The following is a 17,062-nucleotide window of genomic DNA, read 5'->3' on the forward strand; positions in this document are numbered from 1 at the left end:
GGGGATCTGTGAGCATCGGTCGTAACGGAGCGGTCGAGGGATTTCGGGGATCTGTGAGCATCGGTCGTAACGGAGCAGTCGAGGGCTTTCGGGGATCTGTGAGCATCGGTCGTAACGGAGCGGTCGAGGGATTTCGGGGATCTGTGAGCATCGGTCGTAACGGAGCGGTCGAGGGATTTCGGGGATCTGTGAGCATCGGTCGTAACGGAGCGGTCGAGGGATTTCGGGGATCTGTGAGCATCGGTCGTAACGGAGCAGTCGAGGGCTTTCGGGGATCTGTGAGCATCGGTCGTAACGGAGCGGTCGACTACGGAGAAGCGACACGTTGATGGGCCGCTGAGCGAGTACACGTAGGCATGGACCTTCGCGTCATCGACAAGTCGGACACGGAACTCTCTATCGAGATTGCGGGCGAGGACCACACGTTCATGAACGTCATCAAGGGGGCCCTGCTGGAGACGGAGGGCGTCACGGCGGCGACCTACGACGTGAACCCCGAGCAGTCCGGTGGCCAGACCGACCCCGTCCTCACCATCAAGACCGAGGCGAGCGTCGACGCGCTGGACGCCCTCGAAGACGGCACGGACCGCGTCATCGAGAAGGCCGACAGCCTCACGGAAGCGTTCGAGGCCGCGGCGTAAGCCGTCTCTCTCCCGCTCTCAGCAGACGACGTAGGTGACGAACACGCTGCCGTCCGGCGCGACGTGGATATCGACGCCGACGGTGCCCGCTTCTGCCGCGCGGAACCGGTTCCCGCGCTCGACGTAGCTATCGACGAGCGACGCCGCCAGCGCCGCCTCGCTGTCGAAGTCGCTCACCGAGCGACCGGTTCGGTCGTAGGCGACCTGATAGGCGACGATGTTCGGGCGCTCGCAGGCGAGACCGAACCGTTCGAAGGCGTTCTGTTCGGGCCCCGACCCGTCGCCGGCCCGGGCGGCGACGATGGCCTTGTTGTAGTAGGCCGCGGCGTCGTCGGCCGTCGCGTTCCGGGTCAGGGCTCCGGCACCCTCGCTCGTGCGGCGTTCGTTGAGCGCGTCGAGGTAGGCGTCCTCGGTGGCCGCCAGCGAGAGGCCGTCCGCCGTGTCGGCGCTACCGGGTGCCGACGGAATCTCGGGCGGGCCGGCGGCCGCCTCACTGCCGAATCCCGGGAGCGTGACGACGCCGAAGACGCTCAGCAGGACGACGCCCAGCAGGACGGCGACGGCGGCGTAGCCCGCGACGTACTTCGGTTCGAGTACGTCCCGCCAACTCGTTCCGATGTCCGCCATCGGGTCGGTATCGGCCACCCGTTCGCGCTCGAAGTTCGCGCTCCCACACCGCCTGCAGGGTGGGGAGTTGCGCTGGTGCTGGCGGCCACAGTCCTGACAGACCCAGACGGAGCCGCCGTGGACCTCGCCGTCTGCGGACCGGGTCGGGCCGACGGGCTGGACCGCCCGCTCGTACGTGCCGTGGCCGCAGTTGTCACAGGGCGGGTCGTTCTCTTCGTGAGGTTTGCCACACCACTCACACCGCCATTCCATTGGGTAACCGTAGGTGACCGAGCTACAAAGAGTGCGCGGAACCGGCGTGCAACAGCACGGGGGCCGGACCCCCGCGGTCGCCACCCCGTCCTACAACCGGACCGGAATCCCCTTGCTGTCTAGGTACTGCTTCGTCTCCTCGATCGTGTACTCGCCGAAGTGGAAGATAGAGGCGGCGAGACCGGCGTCGGCACCGGCGTCGACGAACACCTCTTCCATGTCTTCGGGGCCGCCACAGCCAGAGGAGGCGATGACGGGCGTCGAGACGGCATCACAGACCGCCTTCATCAGCGGGATGTCGTAGCCGTCCTTGGTGCCGTCGGCGTCGATGGAGTTGACGAAAATCTCGCCGGCCCCGCGTTCCTCGGCTTCCATCGCCCACGCGACGGCGTCCAGCCCCGTGCCCTCGCGGCCGCCCTTGACGGTGCACTCGAACCAGCAGGACTCGCCGTCCACCTCGACGTAGTGTTCGCCCTCGTCGTCGAAGCGCCGGCGGGCGTCGAGCGAGATGACGATGCACTGACTGCCGAACGCCGCCGCGCCCTCTTCGATGAGTTCCGGGTTCGCGATGGCGCCGGAGTTGATGGATACCTTGTCGGCGCCCGCCCGCAGCGTCTCCTTGATGTCCTCGCGGGTGCGGATGCCGCCGCCGACCGTGAGGGGGATGAACACCTCGTCCGCGACGGCAGAGACGGTTTCGAGCATCGTCTCGCGGCCCTCGGCGGAGGCGGTGATGTCTAGGAAGACGAACTCGTCGGCTCCGGACTCGTTGTAGGCTTTGGCCATCTCCACGGGGTCGCCGGTGTACTCCAGGTCCTCGAAGTTGACGCCGGTGTAGACGGCGGCGTCCCCGTTCTCGTCGACGTCCACGTCGATACAGGGGATGATGCGTTTCGTGAGCGTCATTCAGTACCCGTTCGTTCGCTACAGGGGCGTTTGACGGTTTCGACTGGTGCAAAAGCCGATAGCGGGCGGCGGGCGCGACGACTCACTCCCGGTCGAGTGCGAACAGGCCGTCGTGACTGCCGACGAAGACACGGTCCTCGTCGACCACGGGCGTGACGGAACTGTATCCGACCGGGACCGACCACCGTTGCTCGCCGCTCGCGACCGAGACGCCATAGCAGTTGCCGTCGTTGCTCCCGACGTAGGCCACCTCGCCGTCGGGGCCGACTGCCGGTTGGGTCACGAGCCAATCCGCGGCGTCGAAGCGCCACCGCTGGTCCCCGGTGTCCCGTCGGTGGGCGTGCAGCGACCCGCTGGCTGTCCCGAGCAACACGGTCTCGCCGGTCACGACTGGGCTGCTGCCGGCCAGTGCCTGTCCGGTGTCGACCCGCCACCGTTCGCGGCCGTCGGCCGCGTTCAGAGCCACCAACTCGCCACGCTCTTCCGCTGGGACGCTCGTCGCGACGTACACCGTGCCGTCGTCGACGGTGGGTGTCTGCGTTCGGTGGGCGCCGAGGTCGGTGTGCCAGCGTTCGGTCCCGTCGGCCGCCGCCAGTGCGTTGACGGTCCCGCTGTCGCTCCCGACGACCACCGTATCGGCCGTGGCTCCGGCCGGCGTGAGGCCGTCTGTGTCTTTGCGGGCCGTCCACCGGACGGACCCATCGGTGCCGTCCAGCGCGGTCAGGCCCCCTCCGCTCACGTACACTGTCCCGTCAGCCGCGGTAATCGACTCCAGCGACGTCACGTCGGGGGCCTTCCAGACAGACGTGCCATCGAGACGGACCGCTCGCGTGCTGTCACATCCGGAGACGTACACGAGTTCGCCGTCCCGCGTGCTCTCGCCCACGTCGAGGCCGGAATCGTAGCAGACGGTGTCGTCGGGGTCGTCGAGCAGGACCCGCCACCGTTCCGTCCCACCGGTGTCGAACCCGAGCAGGCGCCACATCGTCAGGACAGCGAGCGTTCCGTCGGCGAGGGCCAGCGCACCGACGGTGCCTTCGGTCTGCCGGTGCCAGGCGACGCGTGCGTGGCGCTCGCCGGTGACGCGGTCGAGGCAGCCAGCGACGGCCGCGCTCCCGAGGCCGCCGACCGTCGCCAACAGGCGCCGTCGCGTGTACTCCATACCACGACTGGACGGGCCAGCAAAAAGTGTCTTCAGGTGGCTCAAAACCGGTTTTGAGCGAGCGAATCCGACAGTTACAGGTAGCCGCTTGCAGAACGCCCGTACATGGGAGACGACCATCACGAGGACGACCGACCGGCGTTCGACCCAGCGAACGTCGAACTGCCATCGAAGGAACCGCCGCTTCGCGAGACGGCTCCCCAGAGCGACTTCACGATGTCGCAGGTGTCGACGGGTGCCGTCGTCGCACTCGTCGGACTGGCGCTTACGTTCGGTATCGCCTTCGCACTGGTCTGACGGGACCGAACGGGGGAGGTAGGTATAAGTGGGTTCGGTGATACGTATGGTATCGTGTCACCCGACCAGTCAATAGGGACGACGGTCTCGACCGGGACCTCGGTGTCGCCCGACGGACGACGTGCCGGGCAAGAAGCCACCAGTACGGCCCGGAGGGGCCTCGATGCCGACCGAGTGGATTTCTGTCAGGTCTTCGTCGACTCGAGTTACGATCCGCACGAGGTCCTCTCGGGCGTCGAGACCGTCGTCGACGACGACACCGCCGTCGTCGGGTGTACGGGCACCGGGAACTTCACCGAGACCGAGACGCTGGCAAACGGTATCGCCGTGGCACTGGTCACCAGCGACTCGTTTCGGTTCGACACCGCCATCGCCACCGGGCTCGGCGAGAACATCCACGGGACTGTCAGAGAGGCCGCACGCGCCTTGCCCGACGACATCGACTATCCGTATCAATCAGCACTCGTCTTACACGACGGTCTGGCCGGTGTCGGCGAGCGACTGGCACTCGCGATCCAACGACGGCTGGGACCACACGTCGGGTTCGCCGGCGGGGCGGCGTCCGACAACTATCAGATGGAGTCGACGCCGGTGTTCTGTGACGGGACCGTCGCGGAGGACGCGCTGGTTCTGGTGCTCGTCTCCGGCACTCAGCGGGCGGTCATCTCGGTCGACCACGGTCACGAACCCATCTCGGAACCGCACGCGGTGACCGACGGGTCGGGTAACGTCGTCCGCGAACTCGACGGTGAACCGGCCTTCGAGGTGTGGAAAAACGCGGTCCGCGACCACGTGACGGCGTTTGACTTCGACGTCGACGCGCTCTCGCTCGAATCGGAGGAGATGAATCGATTGATGGGCGTCTACGAGTTCGGCATCGATCAGGGCAATGGCTTCAAGATACGCTGGCCAAAGTCTATCGGACAGGATGGCTCGCTCTCGTTCGCCGTCGACGTCCCCGAGGGGACCGTCCTCCGCGTGATGTACGGGGGCCAGGAGAGTCAGATAGACTCCGTCCGCCGAGTCGCCGAGGAAGCAGTCGCGCTCGCCGAAGGTGACCTCGCCGGTGGATTCATCTTCGACTGTGCCTGCCGCGAGATAATCCTGCAGGACGAGTTCTCCGATGCCGTCGACGAACTGGCGTCTGTCCTCTCGGTTCCCTTCGCCGGATTCGAGACGTACGGAGAACTGTGTATGCAGATGGGACAACTCAGCGGCTTTCACAACACGACGACGGTCGCCTTCCTGTTGCCCGAGTAACCGATGGACCGAAACGAACTCGTCTCGAAGTTCGCGGAGACGGTGGGCATCGAGAAGGCGGAGTCCGTCGTCGACGAGGCGATGGCCGACATCGGTATCGAGGGGTCTTCGTCGATGACGAACACGGACGCCCGCGACGTCTGTGAGATCATCCACCACGAACACGACGGGTACATCACCCTCGTCGCGAGCGAACTTCGCGTCCAACTGGCGGCCCAAGAGCGGTTCGCCGCGCTCCTCGAGAACATCCCGGACCCGGCCGTCGTCGTCACGTTCGACCAGCAGGAACCGTACGTCAGTTCGGTCAACGACGCCTTCGAAGTCGAGTTCGGCTACACGCGGGAGGAAGCGGTCGGAGCGTCGCTCCCGGCGCTCATCTCGACACCCGATCAGGCCGCTGCCGACATCGTCGCCAACTGGTGGCAAAATACCGACCAGTCCGAACAGGAAGTCACACGGATAACCGCTACCGGCGAGGCCCGGACGTACCTGTTCCGGAGCGTCATCGTCGCCCGCGAGGGCGGCGAGGTCGAAGGGTACGGCATCTACACCGACATCAGCGAGCGCAAGCGCCGCGAGCAGCAACTCGCGTCACAGAACGAGCGCCTCGACGAGTTCGTGAGCATCGTCAGCCACGACCTTCGGAACCCGCTCAGCGTCGCCGCCGGTCACACCGACCTCTTGCTCGAGACGGTCGACGACGAGACGGTTCGAGAGCGCCTGCAAGCCGTCCACGACGCCCACGACCGGATGGAATCACTCCTCGAAGACTTGCTCGAACTCGCCAGACAGGGACAGGTCGTCGGGTCGACCCAGCGGGTCGACCTCGAGACTGTGTCCACCGACGCGTGGGCACAGGTCGATACGGCCGATGCGACGCTGACCGTGGACGCGCCCGTGTCCGTCGACGGCGACCCCGACCGCCTCCAGCAACTGTTCGAGAACCTCTATCGGAACGCGGTCGAACACGCCGGCCCGGCGGTGGCCGTCACCGTTGGGACGCTCGGCGAGGGTGGCCGCGACGGGTTCTACGTCGCCGACGACGGACCCGGCATCGCCGCCGCCGACCGCGAACGGGTGTTCGAACACGGGTACAGCACCGATACCGATGGAACCGGGTTCGGCCTGTCAATCGTCCAGAGCATCGCGGAAGCCCACGGCTGGTCGGTCAGCGTCACGGAGAGCGAGACGGGCGGCGCGAGGTTCGAGATCAGGCGCTGACTCAGGCCAGTTCGTCGTCGATGGTCGACCGGAGGTCGGTGATCTCGCTCGCGTGGTACTGGAGCGTCTCGTCGTTGACGGTGAGCGAGAGGTGGTTCGAGCCGTTTGCCTCGCCCAGTTCAGTCACTGGGGCGACGCCGTCGAAGGCCTCGTGGACGGCTGCTGGGTCGGTGGTCTCGAAGACGACGCGACCGGGCCGTTCGTTGAACAGGAGGCGCTTCCGGGTGCCGCGTTCGACCGTCTCGACGTCGACGCTGGCGCCGGCGTCCTCGTGGACCATCTCGGCGAGTGCGACCGCGAGGCCGCCGTGGCTCACGTCGTGGGAGGCGAGTACGTGGTCCTCGTCGGCCACCTCGGCGATGGTCTGGACGAGGCCCGTCGGGTCGGCAGGGAGTTCGGGGAAGGCGTCGGTGCCGCCGAAGACGGCGGTGTACTCCGAGCCACCGAGGCGCGGGTCGGCCTCGCCTTCGAGGGCGGCGTCGCCGACGACGACGAGGGTCCCCTCGCCGGAGAGGTCCATCGGCGGGGCGTCGTACCCCTCTTTGACGCCGACCAGTGCGAGCGTCGGCGTCGGCGGGATGGGGCCGGTCACCGAGTCGTTGTACAGCGAGACGTTGCCGCCGACGACGGGCACGTCGAGGTCGCTGCACATGTCTGCGAGGCCGTCGACGATGCCCTTGAAGCCGCCGTAGACGTCGGGCTTCTCGGGGTTGCCGCCGTTCAGACAGTCGACGGCGGCGTGGGGCACGGCGCCCTTCGCGGCGACGTTGGTGGCGTTCTCCAGCGCCACGGCGCGGGCGCCCTCGTAGGGCGCGGCGTCGGTCCAGTTGGGGTCGGCGCCGGCCGAGAAGGCAAGCCCCGTGCCGGCCTCGCGGATGGCCAGCAGGGCGGCGTCGTCGCCCGGCAGGACGCTCGTGCGGACCTGCACCTCGTGGTCGTACTGGCGGTAGACCCACCGTTTGGAGGCGGTGTTCGGGCTGGCGACGATGCGCTCGAACGCCTCGGAGAGGTTGACGGTCGGGAGGTCGCGCTCCTGTTCGGGCGGTTCTTCGGCCGGCAGGTCGTTCATCGGCGCGCCGTCCCCGAGGAACTCCGCCTCGACGTCGACGACCGTCTCGCCCTCGAAGGTACAGACGTAGTTCGTCCCGGGTTCGGTGAGTTCGCCGATGACCGAGCAGCCGAGGTCGTAGCGCTCGGCGAGTTCGGCGACGCGGTCGACGTTCTCCGGCGCGACTTCGTACACCATGCGCTCCTGACTCTCGGCGAGCAGGTACTCCATGGCGTTCATGTCGGGTTCGCGCTCGTGGACGCGGTCGAGTTCGATTTCCGCACCGAGACCGCCCTTCGCGACGAGTTCAGAGGACGCCCCCCCGAGGCCGGCCGCTCCGAGGTCGCGGGCCGACTCGACGAGGGCCTCGTCCAGTAGCGCCTCGTTGCACTCGATGAGGAGTTTCTCCGTGTAGGGGTCCCCGACCTGCACGGCCGGTCGGTCCTCCGTCTCGGCGTCCTCCGCGAGGTCCTCGCTGGCGAAGGAGGCGCCGCCGAGGCCGTCGCGCCCGGTGGAGTTCCCGACGAGGACGAGTTTGTTGCCCGGTTCCTGCGCCTCGGCGGTGATGGTGCGCTCTGGCTCCATCAGGCCGATACAGGAGACGTTGACGAGCGGGTTGCCCTCGTAGTCGTCGTGGAACGCGACCGACCCGGTGACCGTCGGGACGCCGATGCAGTTCCCGTAGTGGGAGATGCCCTCGACGACGCCCTCGAAGAGGTAACGGGAGTGTTCTCGCTCGAAGTCGCCGAAGTAGAGGCAGTCCGCGAGCGCGATGGGGTAGGCGCCCATCGAGAGGGTGTCGCGGACGATGCCGCCGACGCCGGTGGCGGCGCCGTCGAACGGGTCGACGTAGGAGGGGTGGTTGTGGGACTCGACGCCCATCGTGATGTACATCTCCTCGCCGTCGCCGTGGCTCGGGAGCGAGACGACCGCGGCGTCGTCGCCGGGGCCGATGACGACCTGGTCGCCCTCGGAGTCGAACGCCGTCAGGAGCGGTCGAGAGGAGCGATACGCACAGTGTTCGCTCCAGAGATTCTCGAAGAGAGCGGCCTCCGCTCGGGTTGGCTCCCGACCGATTTCGTCGACCACGATGTCGTGGTCCGCGTCGGACAGGCTCATTAGGTTCCCGTGGCCACCGGCCGGCTAAATCGCTTTCCATGCAGGTGCGTCGGCGGCGACTACGCTGACACAAAGCGCGCTTCGTACCGGCGCTGGAGATACACCAACAGCGGCGTCCCGAGGAGCGTGGGCCACAGCCATCGGCCCACCGGTGGGAGGAACACGAAGTTCACCGCCGAGAACGCTGTCACGGTGGCGATGTAGCCCGCTCCCATCCGGGTGACGTGTTCGCCGAGCCACGCCCGCGGGTCGGCCTCGGTGCGGAACGACCGGACGTCGGCGACGGTGAGGACGGTTCCGAGGACGCCGAACACGAGCACCACCACGGCGAAGCCGTTGTCGGCGAGTAACTGGAGCGTGCCCATGGCGAGGAGGCCGACGCTGGCGAGGCCGTACAGCGTGACCGCACCCCAGTCGACGGCGGTCGGCGCGTCGGCCGGTCGCTTCCGCGAGAGAACCCGATAGCCAGAGAACACGAAGTAGAAGCTGAAGACGGCGACCAAAGCGAGGAACTGCCGCGTCGCCGTCGGGTCGAGAGCGAACAGCGCGAGCGCCGTCGCGGCGACGACGACCATCCCGTAGACGTACGCGCGGCCCGCACGTCGGTGTCGCAGGCCGCCTTTCTCCGTGACGAACGCCCCCACCCCCGCGAACAGCGCGAGAAAGCCAGCCGCGATGTGGACCCACAGCGTGGCCGTTTCCACCGTCGTCATTCCCCGGTCCTCCCGAACCCGCCGTCCGTCGGTTGCTGTCGCATCGGGTGATCGTTCGGCGACGGTGACAATAAACGTACTGAGTGGATACTCAGCTATCCGTCTCGGCCAGTAAACTATCGATATACGCCGACCACGCCCTGCGGAGGTCCTCTCCCACGTCCATCTCCAGTGCGACGTGAAACCCGGTCGACCCGTCGGCGGCGGCCAGCAGGAACGCGGCGGTCGCTCGCGGGTCAACGTCCCGAAACACGCCCTCCTCGACGCCCTCGGTGACGATGCGTTCGAGTTCGTCCAGCGTGGCGGATTCGAGCGCGAGCAGTGGTTCCCGTAGCGTCTCGTTGTACGGTGCGTGCGAGAGCAGTTCCATGACGGCGACGTGGAGGCCCGCGCCCTCCTCGCCCGGCGAGCGAAACAGCGACGCACAGGCGGCCCGCAACTCCGCCGCCGGACCCTCGGCGTCACGCGCCGCCAGTTCCTCGCCCAACTGACCGGCCGCGTCTTCGAGAAACGCCGCTATCATCTCGTCCTTGCTGTCGAAGTAGTAGTAGAGGCCCGCCTCGCTGTTCTCGTACTCCTCGGCTATCTTCGCCGTCGTGAGCCGTTCGTACCCGTGTTCGGCGAGCGCCCGTCGGACCGCGCGTACGACCTCGGCGCGGGCGTCGGCGTCCATCTCCGGCATACCGTCGAGTGAGCGCTCACTCGCTTCAGCGTTTCGCACCGGGCTACTCGACGACGTACGACCGGTGTTCGCCGCGGCTCTCGACGTCGACGAAGCGGTAGCGCCGCGCGTCGTCTAGGTGGCCGGCGAACGCCGCGTCGTCGGCCCCGTCGACGTCGTACACCTCCTCGGCACCGACGAATCCGCGGTCGCGAAGCGTCTCGACTGTGGACTCGGGAAGGTCGCACTCGGCGGGGAGTTCGACGACGAGCAGTCGGTCGGTGAAACTCTTTGCCGTCCACGCGTCGGCGACGTCGGGGCGAGCGGCGATGTCGGCGGCTAGCGAACGGACCGTCTCGTCGCGGTCGGACATACACGCGGGTTGGCTCTCCGCTCGAGAGTCGTCAGTCCCGAAGGTGTTCGCACCCTCAGAACGGCGTCTCCACGTCCGTCTCGTCCGGTAGGTCGTCGCCGTCGTCTGCACTCCCGGGGTCGTCCGGTATCTCCCCCGTCTCGCGGTACGTCGCTTCGAGTTGCTGCAGTTTGCCGTTGATGGCGACGCTCTGGTGGTGCATCGAATCGACACGCACCCTCACGAGGTCGTACTCGTGGCGCTCAGTGAGGCCGTTCCACGCGCGAAACGCGCCGACGGTGAGGGTATCGCTCTGCGGGCAGAACTCCGTGGTCGGCGTGAACTCGGCTCGCAGGACCGCCGGGTCGTCGACCTCGCGTGCGTACCGGAACCCGGCGTCGGGGTGTCGGTGGTCCAGGTTCAGGCGGGCGAGGTTGTAGCCGAAGGTCATATCGTAGACGCCGCGTTCGGCGAACAGGCCCATCGTCACGCGGTGGAACGCAGCGTGGTCGGCGTCGGTCAGCACGTCGTGGCCCTCCAAGACCTCGCCCGGGTCGGGGACGTGTTCGGGGACGAACACGTCGTAGTCGTCGAATCCGGTGTCGTCGCCGCCGCGGATGCCGGAGAGGAGACTCATGAACGGAGGTAGACGCTCCACCCCACAGACAGTGTCCCCGAACACGTTCGGCAGAATCCCCTCCAGCAAGTGCGACCCACGTCCGCGTGATGGTAACCACGAGCATCGACGCCGAACGCGAGTACGTAGACGACGGATTCTCGGCACAGACGATTCACGAGACGGAGCGCCAGAAAGTCGTACTGGGGTACTTCGAACCCGGACAGTTCATTCCGGTCCACGCCCCGGACAGCGACGTGGCGATAACCGTCCTCAGCGGCGAGGGAACGATCCGCGACGGCGACGAGGAGCGCTCGGTAAGCGCCGGCGACGTGGTGGCGGTTCCGGCGGGCGCGGACCGTGGCATCAGAGCGGACAGCGGCCGACTCGAAGCGACGCTCGTCACCGCGCCGCCGCCGACCGACGCCGAACACGAACCGGTGCGCCGGGGGCTGAAACGGGGCGAGTTCGACCCCGAGTGACGAACATATTCGGGAGAAGTCCCTCCGCCGGTGACGGCGAACCGCCGAGTGATGCCCGCCGCGAAACTCGACTTACGCAACATGGCACCGCCCGAGCGACACCCGACCATCCACTCCGCGTTCGACGAACTGGAGCCGGGTGAGACGCTCCGCATCGTCAACGACCACGAACCGAAGCCGCTGTTCTACGAACTGCAGGCGGAAGTCGACGCGTTCGACGCCGAGCGCTACGACTGCCGTAAGGAGGAGGAGGGCAAGTACGTCGCCGACCTCCCGAAGAAAGCATGAGCGGCGCCGACGCCGCCGGCCTCGAACGCGTCTCGCTGTCCGACCTCGACGGGTCGGGCCGCGCGCAGTTGTTCGAGGGCGAACCGAAGACGGTCCGACTGACGCTGTCAGCGGGCGACGAGGTGCCGCCACATCAGCATCCGGGCCGGGACATCGTCTTCCACCTGCTGGACGGCGAGGTGGACCTGACGCTGGGCGAGACGACGCTCTCGCTCTCGGCGGGCGACTTCGCCCGCTTCGACGGCGACCAGGACATCTCGCCGGCCGCCGTCACCGACTGCGAGGCGTTGCTGGTCCTCGCCGAGTCGGCGTAACTACGCCGGGACCGCCGCGGTGACAGCGGTAGCCGGGACGAACGACGTTTTCAGGCCGGACGCCGTAGAGCGTCCATGGGTGTTACGGCACGATGGACGCTGACAACCGCTCGGAGGCGGCAGCCGTGACCGACGACGCGCCGGTGGGCGACCGCCCCGTACTGCTGTTCGACGGCGTCTGCAATCTCTGTAACGGGACCGTCCAGTTCGTCATCCCGCGGGACCCCACGGGACTCCTCAGGTTCGCACCGCTGCAGTCCGAGGCCGGGACGGAACTGCTGGAGCGAGTCGGCCTGCCGACCGACGACATGGAGTCCGTCGTCCTCGTCGAGGGCGACGAGGTGTACCGGAAGTCGGCGGCGGCTATCCGCGTGGCGGAACTGCTCGGGTGGCCCTACAGTCTCGCGAGCGTCGGGCGACTCGTGCCCCGTGGGATACGGGACGCCGCCTACGACGTCGTCGCGGAGAACCGATACGACTGGTTCGGGCGCAAGGACCAGTGTATGGTGCCCGACGACGACGTGCGCGACCGCTTCCTCGGCTAGCTCAGCCGAACAGTTCGACGGCCGTCTCGACGGTCCGGTCCCCGGCGTTGCTAGACTGGCGGAGACTCTCCCGCGGGACCGCGAGCAGTCGCTCAGCCAGCCGTTCGCTCAGGCGCTCGACGGCGGCCGTCTGTTCGTCGGTCAGGTCGCCCTGCGCTCGCAACTGTGTGAGCGCCTGTTCGAGTTGCTCTGCCCGAATCCCGGCGGCACGGGACTCTATCTGTCCGATTGCCTGTTCTACGTCCGGCGTCGTCTCGTGGATGTCGTCGTTCACACTCATCGGTTCCAGATGACCGTCACCGTCGCCTCGTCGGTGTCGACGGTCTCGTAGTCGTAGCCGCGGTCCTCGAGTTTCGGATAGAGGTGCTGTGGCGCGCGGTCGTTGTACTGGACGAGGACGGTGTCGTCGTCGAGCGTCGGCAGCAGTTCCAGCGTCTCGGCCAGCGGCTTCGGCGGTCCCAGTTCGCGTACGTCGAGGCGTTCTGTCGGTGCGTCGGCCGGTGCGTCCGTCTGGGCGAGGACGGCGTCGGTTGCCAGTGACATACGCGAGGATTGACGCTCGTCCGCGCCGTCGGTTTCCCCGAACGTGTTCGGCCACACCGACAGCAGGCCGGCGCTCTAACCACCGAGTGATGAGCGCGATACCCGGGAACGTCGATACGGACGCTGGGCCGCCGATGACGGTGCCGTTGCGCCACTTCGTCGTCGCGCTGGCCTTCCTCGTGGCCGGCGTGGCCGTCGGGGTAGCGGGCGGCCGCGGCGGCCACCTCGCACAGGTCCACCTGTTGCTCGCTGGCTGGGTCTGTCTCACCATCATGGGGGCGATGACGCAGTTCGTCCCCGTGTGGTCGGGCGTCGCCCTGCACTCTCGCCGGCTCGCTGCCGCCCAGTTGCCACTCGCGGCCGTCGGGTTCGCGGGATTGGCCGGTGGCCTCCTGTTCGGCGTCACGGCCGTCCTCCCCGTGGCCGGTGTGTTCGCCGTCGCGGGCGTCTGGACGTTCGTCTACACGATCGGTCGGACGCTCGCCGACGCCGAGTGGGACGTGACGACCGCCCACTTCGCCGCGGCGCTGGGCTTTTTCGTCCTCGTGACGAGCGCGGGCGTCGTACTGGCGCTCGACCACGCCGTCGGCGTCCTCCCGATGGTCGGCGTCACGCGGGCCGACCTCCTGTCGGCTCACGCCACGCTCGCGGTGTTCGGCGCAGTCTTGACCACCGTGGCGGGCGCGCTCGCGCAACTCGCGCCGATGTTCACCCAGACCGACGCCACTCGCGTCGGCGGCCTGCTCCAGCGAGCGGAGACGGTGGGCTACCCACTCGGCGTCCTCCTCCTCGCCGGCGGACGGCTGCTGGGGATTCCCGCACTCGCTCGCGTCGGTGGCGTCCTCGTCGCCGGCGGACTGGCCGTCGTCGGCCTGTTGCTGGCCCGTCGGCTCCTCGCCGCGAGCGTCGAGCGCACGCCGATGCTCACCCGCTACGCCGTCGTCGCCGTCACGCTGGTGGTCTGGGCGCCGCTCTCGGCGTGGGCGTGGTGGCAGGACCCGATCGCCTACGGCAGCCTGTTCGGACACCCGGCAGTCGGGACGCTGCTGCTGGTCGGCGGCGTCGGGTTCGTCGTCCTCGGGACGCTGTACCACGTCGTCCCGTTCATCGTCTGGGTCCACCGCTACAGCGACCGCCTCGGGTTCGAGGACGTCCCGATGATCGACGACCTGTACGACGACCGGGTCGCGCTCGCCGACGGGGCCTGTCTCGGCCTCGCTACCGTCGCCGTCCTCGTGGCTGCAATCGCTCCCGTACCGACCGGGAGCAGTCTGCTCGCAGGCGTCCTCGCGTTCGTCGGGGCCGCGCTGTTCGCGGGCAACCTCCTCGGCGTCCTCGTCGAACACGGGCCCCAATCGCTGCCGGTACTGGTCGGGGGGCGGTTCGTCGAGGAGTCCGAGTCCTGACTCGCTCATTCTTCGTTCGGCTGGTCGGTGTACAGCGAGTAGGTCAGCACGGCGAACCCGGCGGCGGTGAACACGCTCTCGACGGCGGTACTCGTCACCACGGGGAACGCAAACAGTTGGTGGAGGCTCCCGGCCAGCAGTGCCCCGGCGGTCACGAGACCGATACCGACCCACAGCGCACGCATCGCAGTCGCTTTCGTCCGGTTGTACGCCCTGTACGTTAGCGTCGTGAGGACGGCCCCACAGACGAGTGTCACTGTCTTGGCCGCCACGAGGAGTACGGTACTGGGGTGCATCATCGTGGTGGGCACTGCACGACTCTCTCAAATATAAACTGGCGTGCGTTGCCAGCGAGTGAGAAGCCCCGCCTCAGCGCACGTACAGGGAGTAGAGGATGATACCGAGGCCGATTGCGGTCAGGGCGCTGGAGACGAAGACGCTGGTGTAGATGAGGTTGACCCCGTAGTACGTCCCGACGACGAGGTCGAGGGCCCCGCCCAGAATCGCACCGAGCGTGACGACCCCGAACCCGTAGGTGAGCCACTTGTGTTGTGGCGTCCCCGTCCGGTCGTAGGCCTGATACGAGTAGTACGTTATCAGCCCGCCGATGATGAGGATGAGCGTCTTCGAGACGACGACACCGACCTGTGAGCTTGGAATGTGAACCATGGATTACGTCTCCTTTCGAACTTCGGACCAGAGGTTTTCGAGCCGTTGGTCCGGGGACCGGGCGCGGTGACTGATGTCGACGGCGAACTCCCGGTCTTCGTCGAGCGCGATGACCACTTCCTTGAAATCGACCGCGTACCGACTGGCGTGTTGCCCGTCGGGCCGGACCTCGACGCCTTCGTACAGCAGGGACGAGTCGGTCAGTAGTTCGAGCTTACGATAGGTCGTAGACAGTGGGACGTCGCTCGCCTCCGAGATTTCGCTCGCTGTCATCGGCTCGTCGAGTACGCTGACGATAGACCGACAGTCCTCGTCGTCGAGGGCGTCGAGAACCGTGGTCAGCTCCGGCGTGTCGTCGTCAGCGAACGGATCCCGAACCATCCTTGTCGCCAACTCATTTCCCGCCCCCTTTAACCTAACCGACTCACGCCGAACGGCGGTCTCAGAGAGTCACGACCGGAATCCCCCAGAATATTCGGGGTTTGGTATATTGATGGAAGCGCCCGTTCCCAGCCGCTGAGAACGGTTCTGTCACCGTGAGAACGCCCCTACGGGGGTTTATGTACACACTCGATACGTTCAGGTGTCCATGAGCAAACGAGTCGGTGCACCCGGTTCAGGTATCTCGCGTCGTGACTTCGTGAAGGCTTCCGGCCTCGGCGGAACGGTCGCTCTCGCTGGTTGTACGGCCCCCGGAAATCCGCAGGACTCGGTCAGCACGTCGACGGAGGCGAGCGCCAGTCAGGCCGGCGGCGACCTGCCGACGACGTCGCCGCCAGAGATCGTCAACGTCGACGAGCAGGGCGGTGAGGTGACGCTCTCGTCCGTGCCGGCACGCCACGAGGCTCACCCGGGCGAGTCGATGGGCGGCCCCGTCGAACTGCCGCAGGTCTGGGCGTTCAAGGCCGACGACGGCGACCCGAGCGTCCCCGGTCCCATCCTCCGGACGACGGAGGGCGAGGACATGGAGGTGACCTTCGACAACACCGACGGGAAGCGCCCGCACACCGTCCACTTCCACGCGGTCCGAAAGAAGTGGGAAGACGACGGCGTGCCCACCACGACCGGCATCCGCATCGATCCCGGCGAGAAACACACCTACACGATTCCCGCGAACGTGCCGGGGACGCACCTCTATCACTGCCACTACCAGACCCACCGGCACATCGACATGGGGATGTACGGCATCTTCCGCGTCGACCCGAAGGGCTACGAGCCGGCCGACAAGGAGTACTTCCTGACGCTAAAGGAGTGGGACTCCCGACTCAACCGCCAGATGGCGGGGATGGACGCGAACTACGACGTGCGGAACCGTCGCCCGGACACGTTCACGATCAACGGGAAGTCTGCGCCGCGGACGCTCCACCCCGAGGACGGGTCGCCCATCATCGTCGAACAGGGCGACACGGTCCGTATCCACTTCTGTAACAACGGGTACATGGACCACCCGATGCACATCCACAATCACCGGTTCCAAGTCGTCGCCAAGGACGGGGGCACGATTCCGGACGTGGCCCGCCACGATCAGGACATCACTAGCATCCCGCCCGCCGGCCGACACACCATCGAGTTCGAGGCGGACGCCGACCCCGGCATCTACCTCGCGCACTGCCACAAAGTCAGCCACGCGATGAACGGGAGCGCGTACCCCGGCGGCATGGTGACCGGAGTGGTCTACAAGGAGGCGATGGACACGGACATCTTCAAGCAATTGATGGAGTACGCGGGGTACGAGGGTTGAGCGAAGCGAGCGGCGGAGCCGTGACCTCCGACGGCTGACCCCGGGACACCGAGCGGTCGACTAGCCGCCCGAGACGTCGCCGGACGCCATCGAGAACGCGACGCTGCTGGTGCAGGACCATCGGACCCACCTCTCACGTGGGGCGGTCGGACCCTCTCGGTCACAGTGCCACGGTACATTTTCCGGTCGTTGGACTCGG

23 protein-coding genes are annotated in these 17,062 nt (G+C 67.2%); 10 read left to right on the plus strand and 13 right to left on the minus strand.

Features of this window, described 5'->3' with window-relative positions:
• Positions 1–356 precede the first annotated feature (356 nt).
• Entirely contained in the window at positions 357–641 is a 285-nt protein-coding gene (locus tag NDI85_RS19175; protein ID WP_188998052.1) for a DNA-directed RNA polymerase subunit L, read from the plus strand.
• Between the two features lie 18 nt (positions 642–659).
• Here NDI85_RS19175 and NDI85_RS19180 read toward each other — a convergent pair whose 3' ends face one another.
• From NDI85_RS19180 to NDI85_RS19190, 3 genes are all read right to left on the minus strand, one after another.
• A complete protein-coding gene (locus tag NDI85_RS19180; protein WP_310916672.1) occupies positions 660–1,520 on the minus strand; it encodes a hypothetical protein in 861 nt (286 codons plus the stop codon).
• 90 nt (positions 1,521–1,610) lie between these two features.
• The gene (hisF, locus tag NDI85_RS19185; protein WP_310916673.1) at positions 1,611–2,426 is read right to left on the minus strand and encodes an imidazole glycerol phosphate synthase subunit HisF; all 816 of its coding nucleotides are present in this window, start codon (positions 2,424–2,426) and stop codon (positions 1,611–1,613) included.
• 82 nt (positions 2,427–2,508) lie between these two features.
• Positions 2,509–3,588 (minus strand): PQQ-binding-like beta-propeller repeat protein, encoded by a 1,080-nt coding sequence (locus NDI85_RS19190; RefSeq protein ID WP_310916674.1) that lies wholly within the window; start codon positions 3,586–3,588, stop codon positions 2,509–2,511.
• 105 nt (positions 3,589–3,693) lie between these two features.
• Here NDI85_RS19190 and NDI85_RS19195 point away from each other — a divergent pair, with 105 nt between their 5' ends.
• The 3 genes from NDI85_RS19195 to NDI85_RS19205 are packed head-to-tail and all read left to right on the plus strand — an operon-like array spanning position 3,694 to position 6,366.
• Positions 3,694–3,885, plus strand: a complete 192-nt coding sequence (locus NDI85_RS19195; protein WP_166971153.1) for a hypothetical protein — start codon at positions 3,694–3,696, stop codon at positions 3,883–3,885.
• Between the two features lie 54 nt (positions 3,886–3,939).
• Complete coding sequence (locus tag NDI85_RS19200; RefSeq protein ID WP_229783134.1) at positions 3,940–5,145, plus strand: FIST signal transduction protein; 1,206 nt, start codon at positions 3,940–3,942, stop codon at positions 5,143–5,145.
• 3 nt (positions 5,146–5,148) lie between these two features.
• Positions 5,149–6,366, plus strand: a complete 1,218-nt coding sequence (locus tag NDI85_RS19205; RefSeq protein ID WP_310916675.1) for a PAS domain-containing sensor histidine kinase — start codon at positions 5,149–5,151, stop codon at positions 6,364–6,366.
• Position 6,367: 1 nt separating this feature from the next.
• Here the strand turns inward: NDI85_RS19205 and purL are convergent, their stop codons facing one another.
• The 5 genes from purL to NDI85_RS19230 all read right to left on the minus strand — a co-directional run bounded on the left by purL (position 6,368) and on the right by NDI85_RS19230 (position 10,896).
• The gene (gene purL, locus NDI85_RS19210) at positions 6,368–8,533 is read right to left on the minus strand and encodes a phosphoribosylformylglycinamidine synthase subunit PurL (protein WP_310916676.1); all 2,166 of its coding nucleotides are present in this window, start codon (positions 8,531–8,533) and stop codon (positions 6,368–6,370) included.
• Positions 8,534–8,592: 59 nt separating this feature from the next.
• Entirely contained in the window at positions 8,593–9,246 is a 654-nt protein-coding gene (locus NDI85_RS19215) for a DUF2306 domain-containing protein (protein WP_310916677.1), read from the minus strand.
• A gap of 91 nt (positions 9,247–9,337) precedes the next feature.
• Complete coding sequence (locus NDI85_RS19220; RefSeq protein ID WP_310916678.1) at positions 9,338–9,928, minus strand: TetR/AcrR family transcriptional regulator; 591 nt, start codon at positions 9,926–9,928, stop codon at positions 9,338–9,340.
• Between the two features lie 43 nt (positions 9,929–9,971).
• Positions 9,972–10,280, minus strand: coding sequence for a hypothetical protein (locus NDI85_RS19225; protein ID WP_310916679.1), 309 nt, complete (start codon positions 10,278–10,280; stop codon positions 9,972–9,974).
• A gap of 55 nt (positions 10,281–10,335) precedes the next feature.
• Positions 10,336–10,896, minus strand: coding sequence for a hypothetical protein (locus NDI85_RS19230; RefSeq protein ID WP_310916680.1), 561 nt, complete (start codon positions 10,894–10,896; stop codon positions 10,336–10,338).
• An 89-nt stretch (positions 10,897–10,985) separates the two neighbouring features.
• On the opposite strand from NDI85_RS19230, the gene NDI85_RS19235 reads away from it, so the two are divergent.
• The 4 genes from NDI85_RS19235 (at position 10,986) to NDI85_RS19250 (ending at position 12,504) form a co-directional block, all read left to right on the plus strand.
• Positions 10,986–11,357 (plus strand): cupin domain-containing protein, encoded by a 372-nt coding sequence (locus NDI85_RS19235; protein WP_188998019.1) that lies wholly within the window; start codon positions 10,986–10,988, stop codon positions 11,355–11,357.
• Positions 11,358–11,408: 51 nt separating this feature from the next.
• Positions 11,409–11,645 (plus strand): DUF2249 domain-containing protein, encoded by a 237-nt coding sequence (locus NDI85_RS19240; RefSeq protein ID WP_310916681.1) that lies wholly within the window; start codon positions 11,409–11,411, stop codon positions 11,643–11,645.
• Positions 11,642–11,959, plus strand: a complete 318-nt coding sequence (locus NDI85_RS19245; RefSeq protein ID WP_310916682.1) for a cupin domain-containing protein — start codon at positions 11,642–11,644, stop codon at positions 11,957–11,959. Before NDI85_RS19240 ends, NDI85_RS19245 begins: the two co-directional genes overlap by 4 nt.
• 92 nt (positions 11,960–12,051) lie before the next feature.
• Positions 12,052–12,504 (plus strand): thiol-disulfide oxidoreductase DCC family protein, encoded by a 453-nt coding sequence (locus tag NDI85_RS19250; protein ID WP_188998009.1) that lies wholly within the window; start codon positions 12,052–12,054, stop codon positions 12,502–12,504.
• A gap of 1 nt (position 12,505) precedes the next feature.
• On the opposite strand, the gene NDI85_RS19255 is transcribed toward NDI85_RS19250, so the two are convergent.
• Together NDI85_RS19255 and NDI85_RS19260 are read right to left on the minus strand one after the other, a co-directional pair.
• Positions 12,506–12,784: a glutamyl-tRNA reductase gene (locus NDI85_RS19255; RefSeq protein ID WP_310916683.1), complete on the minus strand. Its 279-nt coding sequence runs from the start codon at positions 12,782–12,784 to the stop codon at positions 12,506–12,508.
• Positions 12,781–13,047 carry a DUF2249 domain-containing protein gene (locus NDI85_RS19260; RefSeq protein ID WP_188998003.1) on the minus strand — a complete coding sequence of 89 codons (267 nt, stop codon included), beginning with the start codon at positions 13,045–13,047 and terminating at the stop codon, positions 12,781–12,783. The genes NDI85_RS19255 and NDI85_RS19260 overlap by 4 nt, the downstream gene beginning before the upstream one ends.
• An 89-nt stretch (positions 13,048–13,136) precedes the next feature.
• Between NDI85_RS19260 and NDI85_RS19265 the strand changes: the two genes are divergently transcribed.
• On the plus strand, positions 13,137–14,453 hold the full coding sequence (locus NDI85_RS19265; protein WP_188998000.1) for a hypothetical protein: 1,317 nt from the start codon (positions 13,137–13,139) through the stop codon (positions 14,451–14,453).
• 5 nt (positions 14,454–14,458) lie between these two features.
• Here NDI85_RS19265 and NDI85_RS19270 read toward each other — a convergent pair whose 3' ends face one another.
• The 3 genes from NDI85_RS19270 to NDI85_RS19280 all read right to left on the minus strand — a co-directional run bounded on the left by NDI85_RS19270 (position 14,459) and on the right by NDI85_RS19280 (position 15,503).
• Entirely contained in the window at positions 14,459–14,749 is a 291-nt protein-coding gene (locus NDI85_RS19270) for a hypothetical protein (protein WP_396275597.1), read from the minus strand.
• Positions 14,750–14,822: 73 nt separating this feature from the next.
• Complete coding sequence (locus NDI85_RS19275) at positions 14,823–15,122, minus strand: hypothetical protein (RefSeq protein ID WP_188997998.1); 300 nt, start codon at positions 15,120–15,122, stop codon at positions 14,823–14,825.
• A 3-nt stretch (positions 15,123–15,125) separates the two neighbouring features.
• Positions 15,126–15,503: a helix-turn-helix domain-containing protein gene (locus NDI85_RS19280; protein WP_166971123.1), complete on the minus strand. Its 378-nt coding sequence runs from the start codon at positions 15,501–15,503 to the stop codon at positions 15,126–15,128.
• 208 nt (positions 15,504–15,711) lie between these two features.
• Between NDI85_RS19280 and NDI85_RS19285 the strand changes: the two genes are divergently transcribed.
• Positions 15,712–16,863 (plus strand): multicopper oxidase domain-containing protein, encoded by a 1,152-nt coding sequence (locus NDI85_RS19285; protein WP_188997995.1) that lies wholly within the window; start codon positions 15,712–15,714, stop codon positions 16,861–16,863.
• The last annotated feature ends 199 nt before the right edge of the window (positions 16,864–17,062 follow it).

Source organism: Haloarcula sp. S1AR25-4 (genome assembly GCF_031624555.1).
GTDB classification, from domain to species: Archaea; Halobacteriota; Halobacteria; order Halobacteriales; family Haloarculaceae; genus Haloarcula; species Haloarcula pellucida.

What these genes read in the sequence shown, in the direction of transcription:
- NDI85_RS19175 (WP_188998052.1), top strand. Translation starts at nt 357, where the DNA reads ATGGACCTTCGCGTCATCGACAAGTCGGACACGGAACTCTCTATCGAG.
- NDI85_RS19180 (WP_310916672.1), bottom strand. Translation starts at nt 1,520, where the DNA reads ATGGAATGGCGGTGTGAGTGGTGTGGCAAACCTCACGAAGAGAACGAC.
- hisF (WP_310916673.1), bottom strand. Translation starts at nt 2,426, where the DNA reads ATGACGCTCACGAAACGCATCATCCCCTGTATCGACGTGGACGTCGAC.
- NDI85_RS19190 (WP_310916674.1), bottom strand. Translation starts at nt 3,588, where the DNA reads ATGGAGTACACGCGACGGCGCCTGTTGGCGACGGTCGGCGGCCTCGGG.
- NDI85_RS19195 (WP_166971153.1), top strand. Translation starts at nt 3,694, where the DNA reads ATGGGAGACGACCATCACGAGGACGACCGACCGGCGTTCGACCCAGCG.
- NDI85_RS19205 (WP_310916675.1), top strand. Translation starts at nt 5,149, where the DNA reads ATGGACCGAAACGAACTCGTCTCGAAGTTCGCGGAGACGGTGGGCATC.
- purL (WP_310916676.1), bottom strand. Translation starts at nt 8,533, where the DNA reads ATGAGCCTGTCCGACGCGGACCACGACATCGTGGTCGACGAAATCGGT.
- NDI85_RS19215 (WP_310916677.1), bottom strand. Translation starts at nt 9,246, where the DNA reads ATGACGACGGTGGAAACGGCCACGCTGTGGGTCCACATCGCGGCTGGC.
- NDI85_RS19220 (WP_310916678.1), bottom strand. Translation starts at nt 9,928, where the DNA reads ATGCCGGAGATGGACGCCGACGCCCGCGCCGAGGTCGTACGCGCGGTC.
- NDI85_RS19225 (WP_310916679.1), bottom strand. Translation starts at nt 10,280, where the DNA reads ATGTCCGACCGCGACGAGACGGTCCGTTCGCTAGCCGCCGACATCGCC.
- NDI85_RS19230 (WP_310916680.1), bottom strand. Translation starts at nt 10,896, where the DNA reads ATGAGTCTCCTCTCCGGCATCCGCGGCGGCGACGACACCGGATTCGAC.
- NDI85_RS19235 (WP_188998019.1), top strand. Translation starts at nt 10,986, where the DNA reads ATGGTAACCACGAGCATCGACGCCGAACGCGAGTACGTAGACGACGGA.
- NDI85_RS19240 (WP_310916681.1), top strand. Translation starts at nt 11,409, where the DNA reads ATGCCCGCCGCGAAACTCGACTTACGCAACATGGCACCGCCCGAGCGA.
- NDI85_RS19245 (WP_310916682.1), top strand. Translation starts at nt 11,642, where the DNA reads ATGAGCGGCGCCGACGCCGCCGGCCTCGAACGCGTCTCGCTGTCCGAC.
- NDI85_RS19250 (WP_188998009.1), top strand. Translation starts at nt 12,052, where the DNA reads ATGGACGCTGACAACCGCTCGGAGGCGGCAGCCGTGACCGACGACGCG.
- NDI85_RS19255 (WP_310916683.1), bottom strand. Translation starts at nt 12,784, where the DNA reads ATGAGTGTGAACGACGACATCCACGAGACGACGCCGGACGTAGAACAG.
- NDI85_RS19260 (WP_188998003.1), bottom strand. Translation starts at nt 13,047, where the DNA reads ATGTCACTGGCAACCGACGCCGTCCTCGCCCAGACGGACGCACCGGCC.
- NDI85_RS19265 (WP_188998000.1), top strand. Translation starts at nt 13,137, where the DNA reads ATGAGCGCGATACCCGGGAACGTCGATACGGACGCTGGGCCGCCGATG.
- NDI85_RS19270 (WP_396275597.1), bottom strand. Translation starts at nt 14,749, where the DNA reads ATGCACCCCAGTACCGTACTCCTCGTGGCGGCCAAGACAGTGACACTC.
- NDI85_RS19275 (WP_188997998.1), bottom strand. Translation starts at nt 15,122, where the DNA reads ATGGTTCACATTCCAAGCTCACAGGTCGGTGTCGTCGTCTCGAAGACG.
- NDI85_RS19280 (WP_166971123.1), bottom strand. Translation starts at nt 15,503, where the DNA reads ATGGTTCGGGATCCGTTCGCTGACGACGACACGCCGGAGCTGACCACG.
- NDI85_RS19285 (WP_188997995.1), top strand. Translation starts at nt 15,712, where the DNA reads ATGAGCAAACGAGTCGGTGCACCCGGTTCAGGTATCTCGCGTCGTGAC.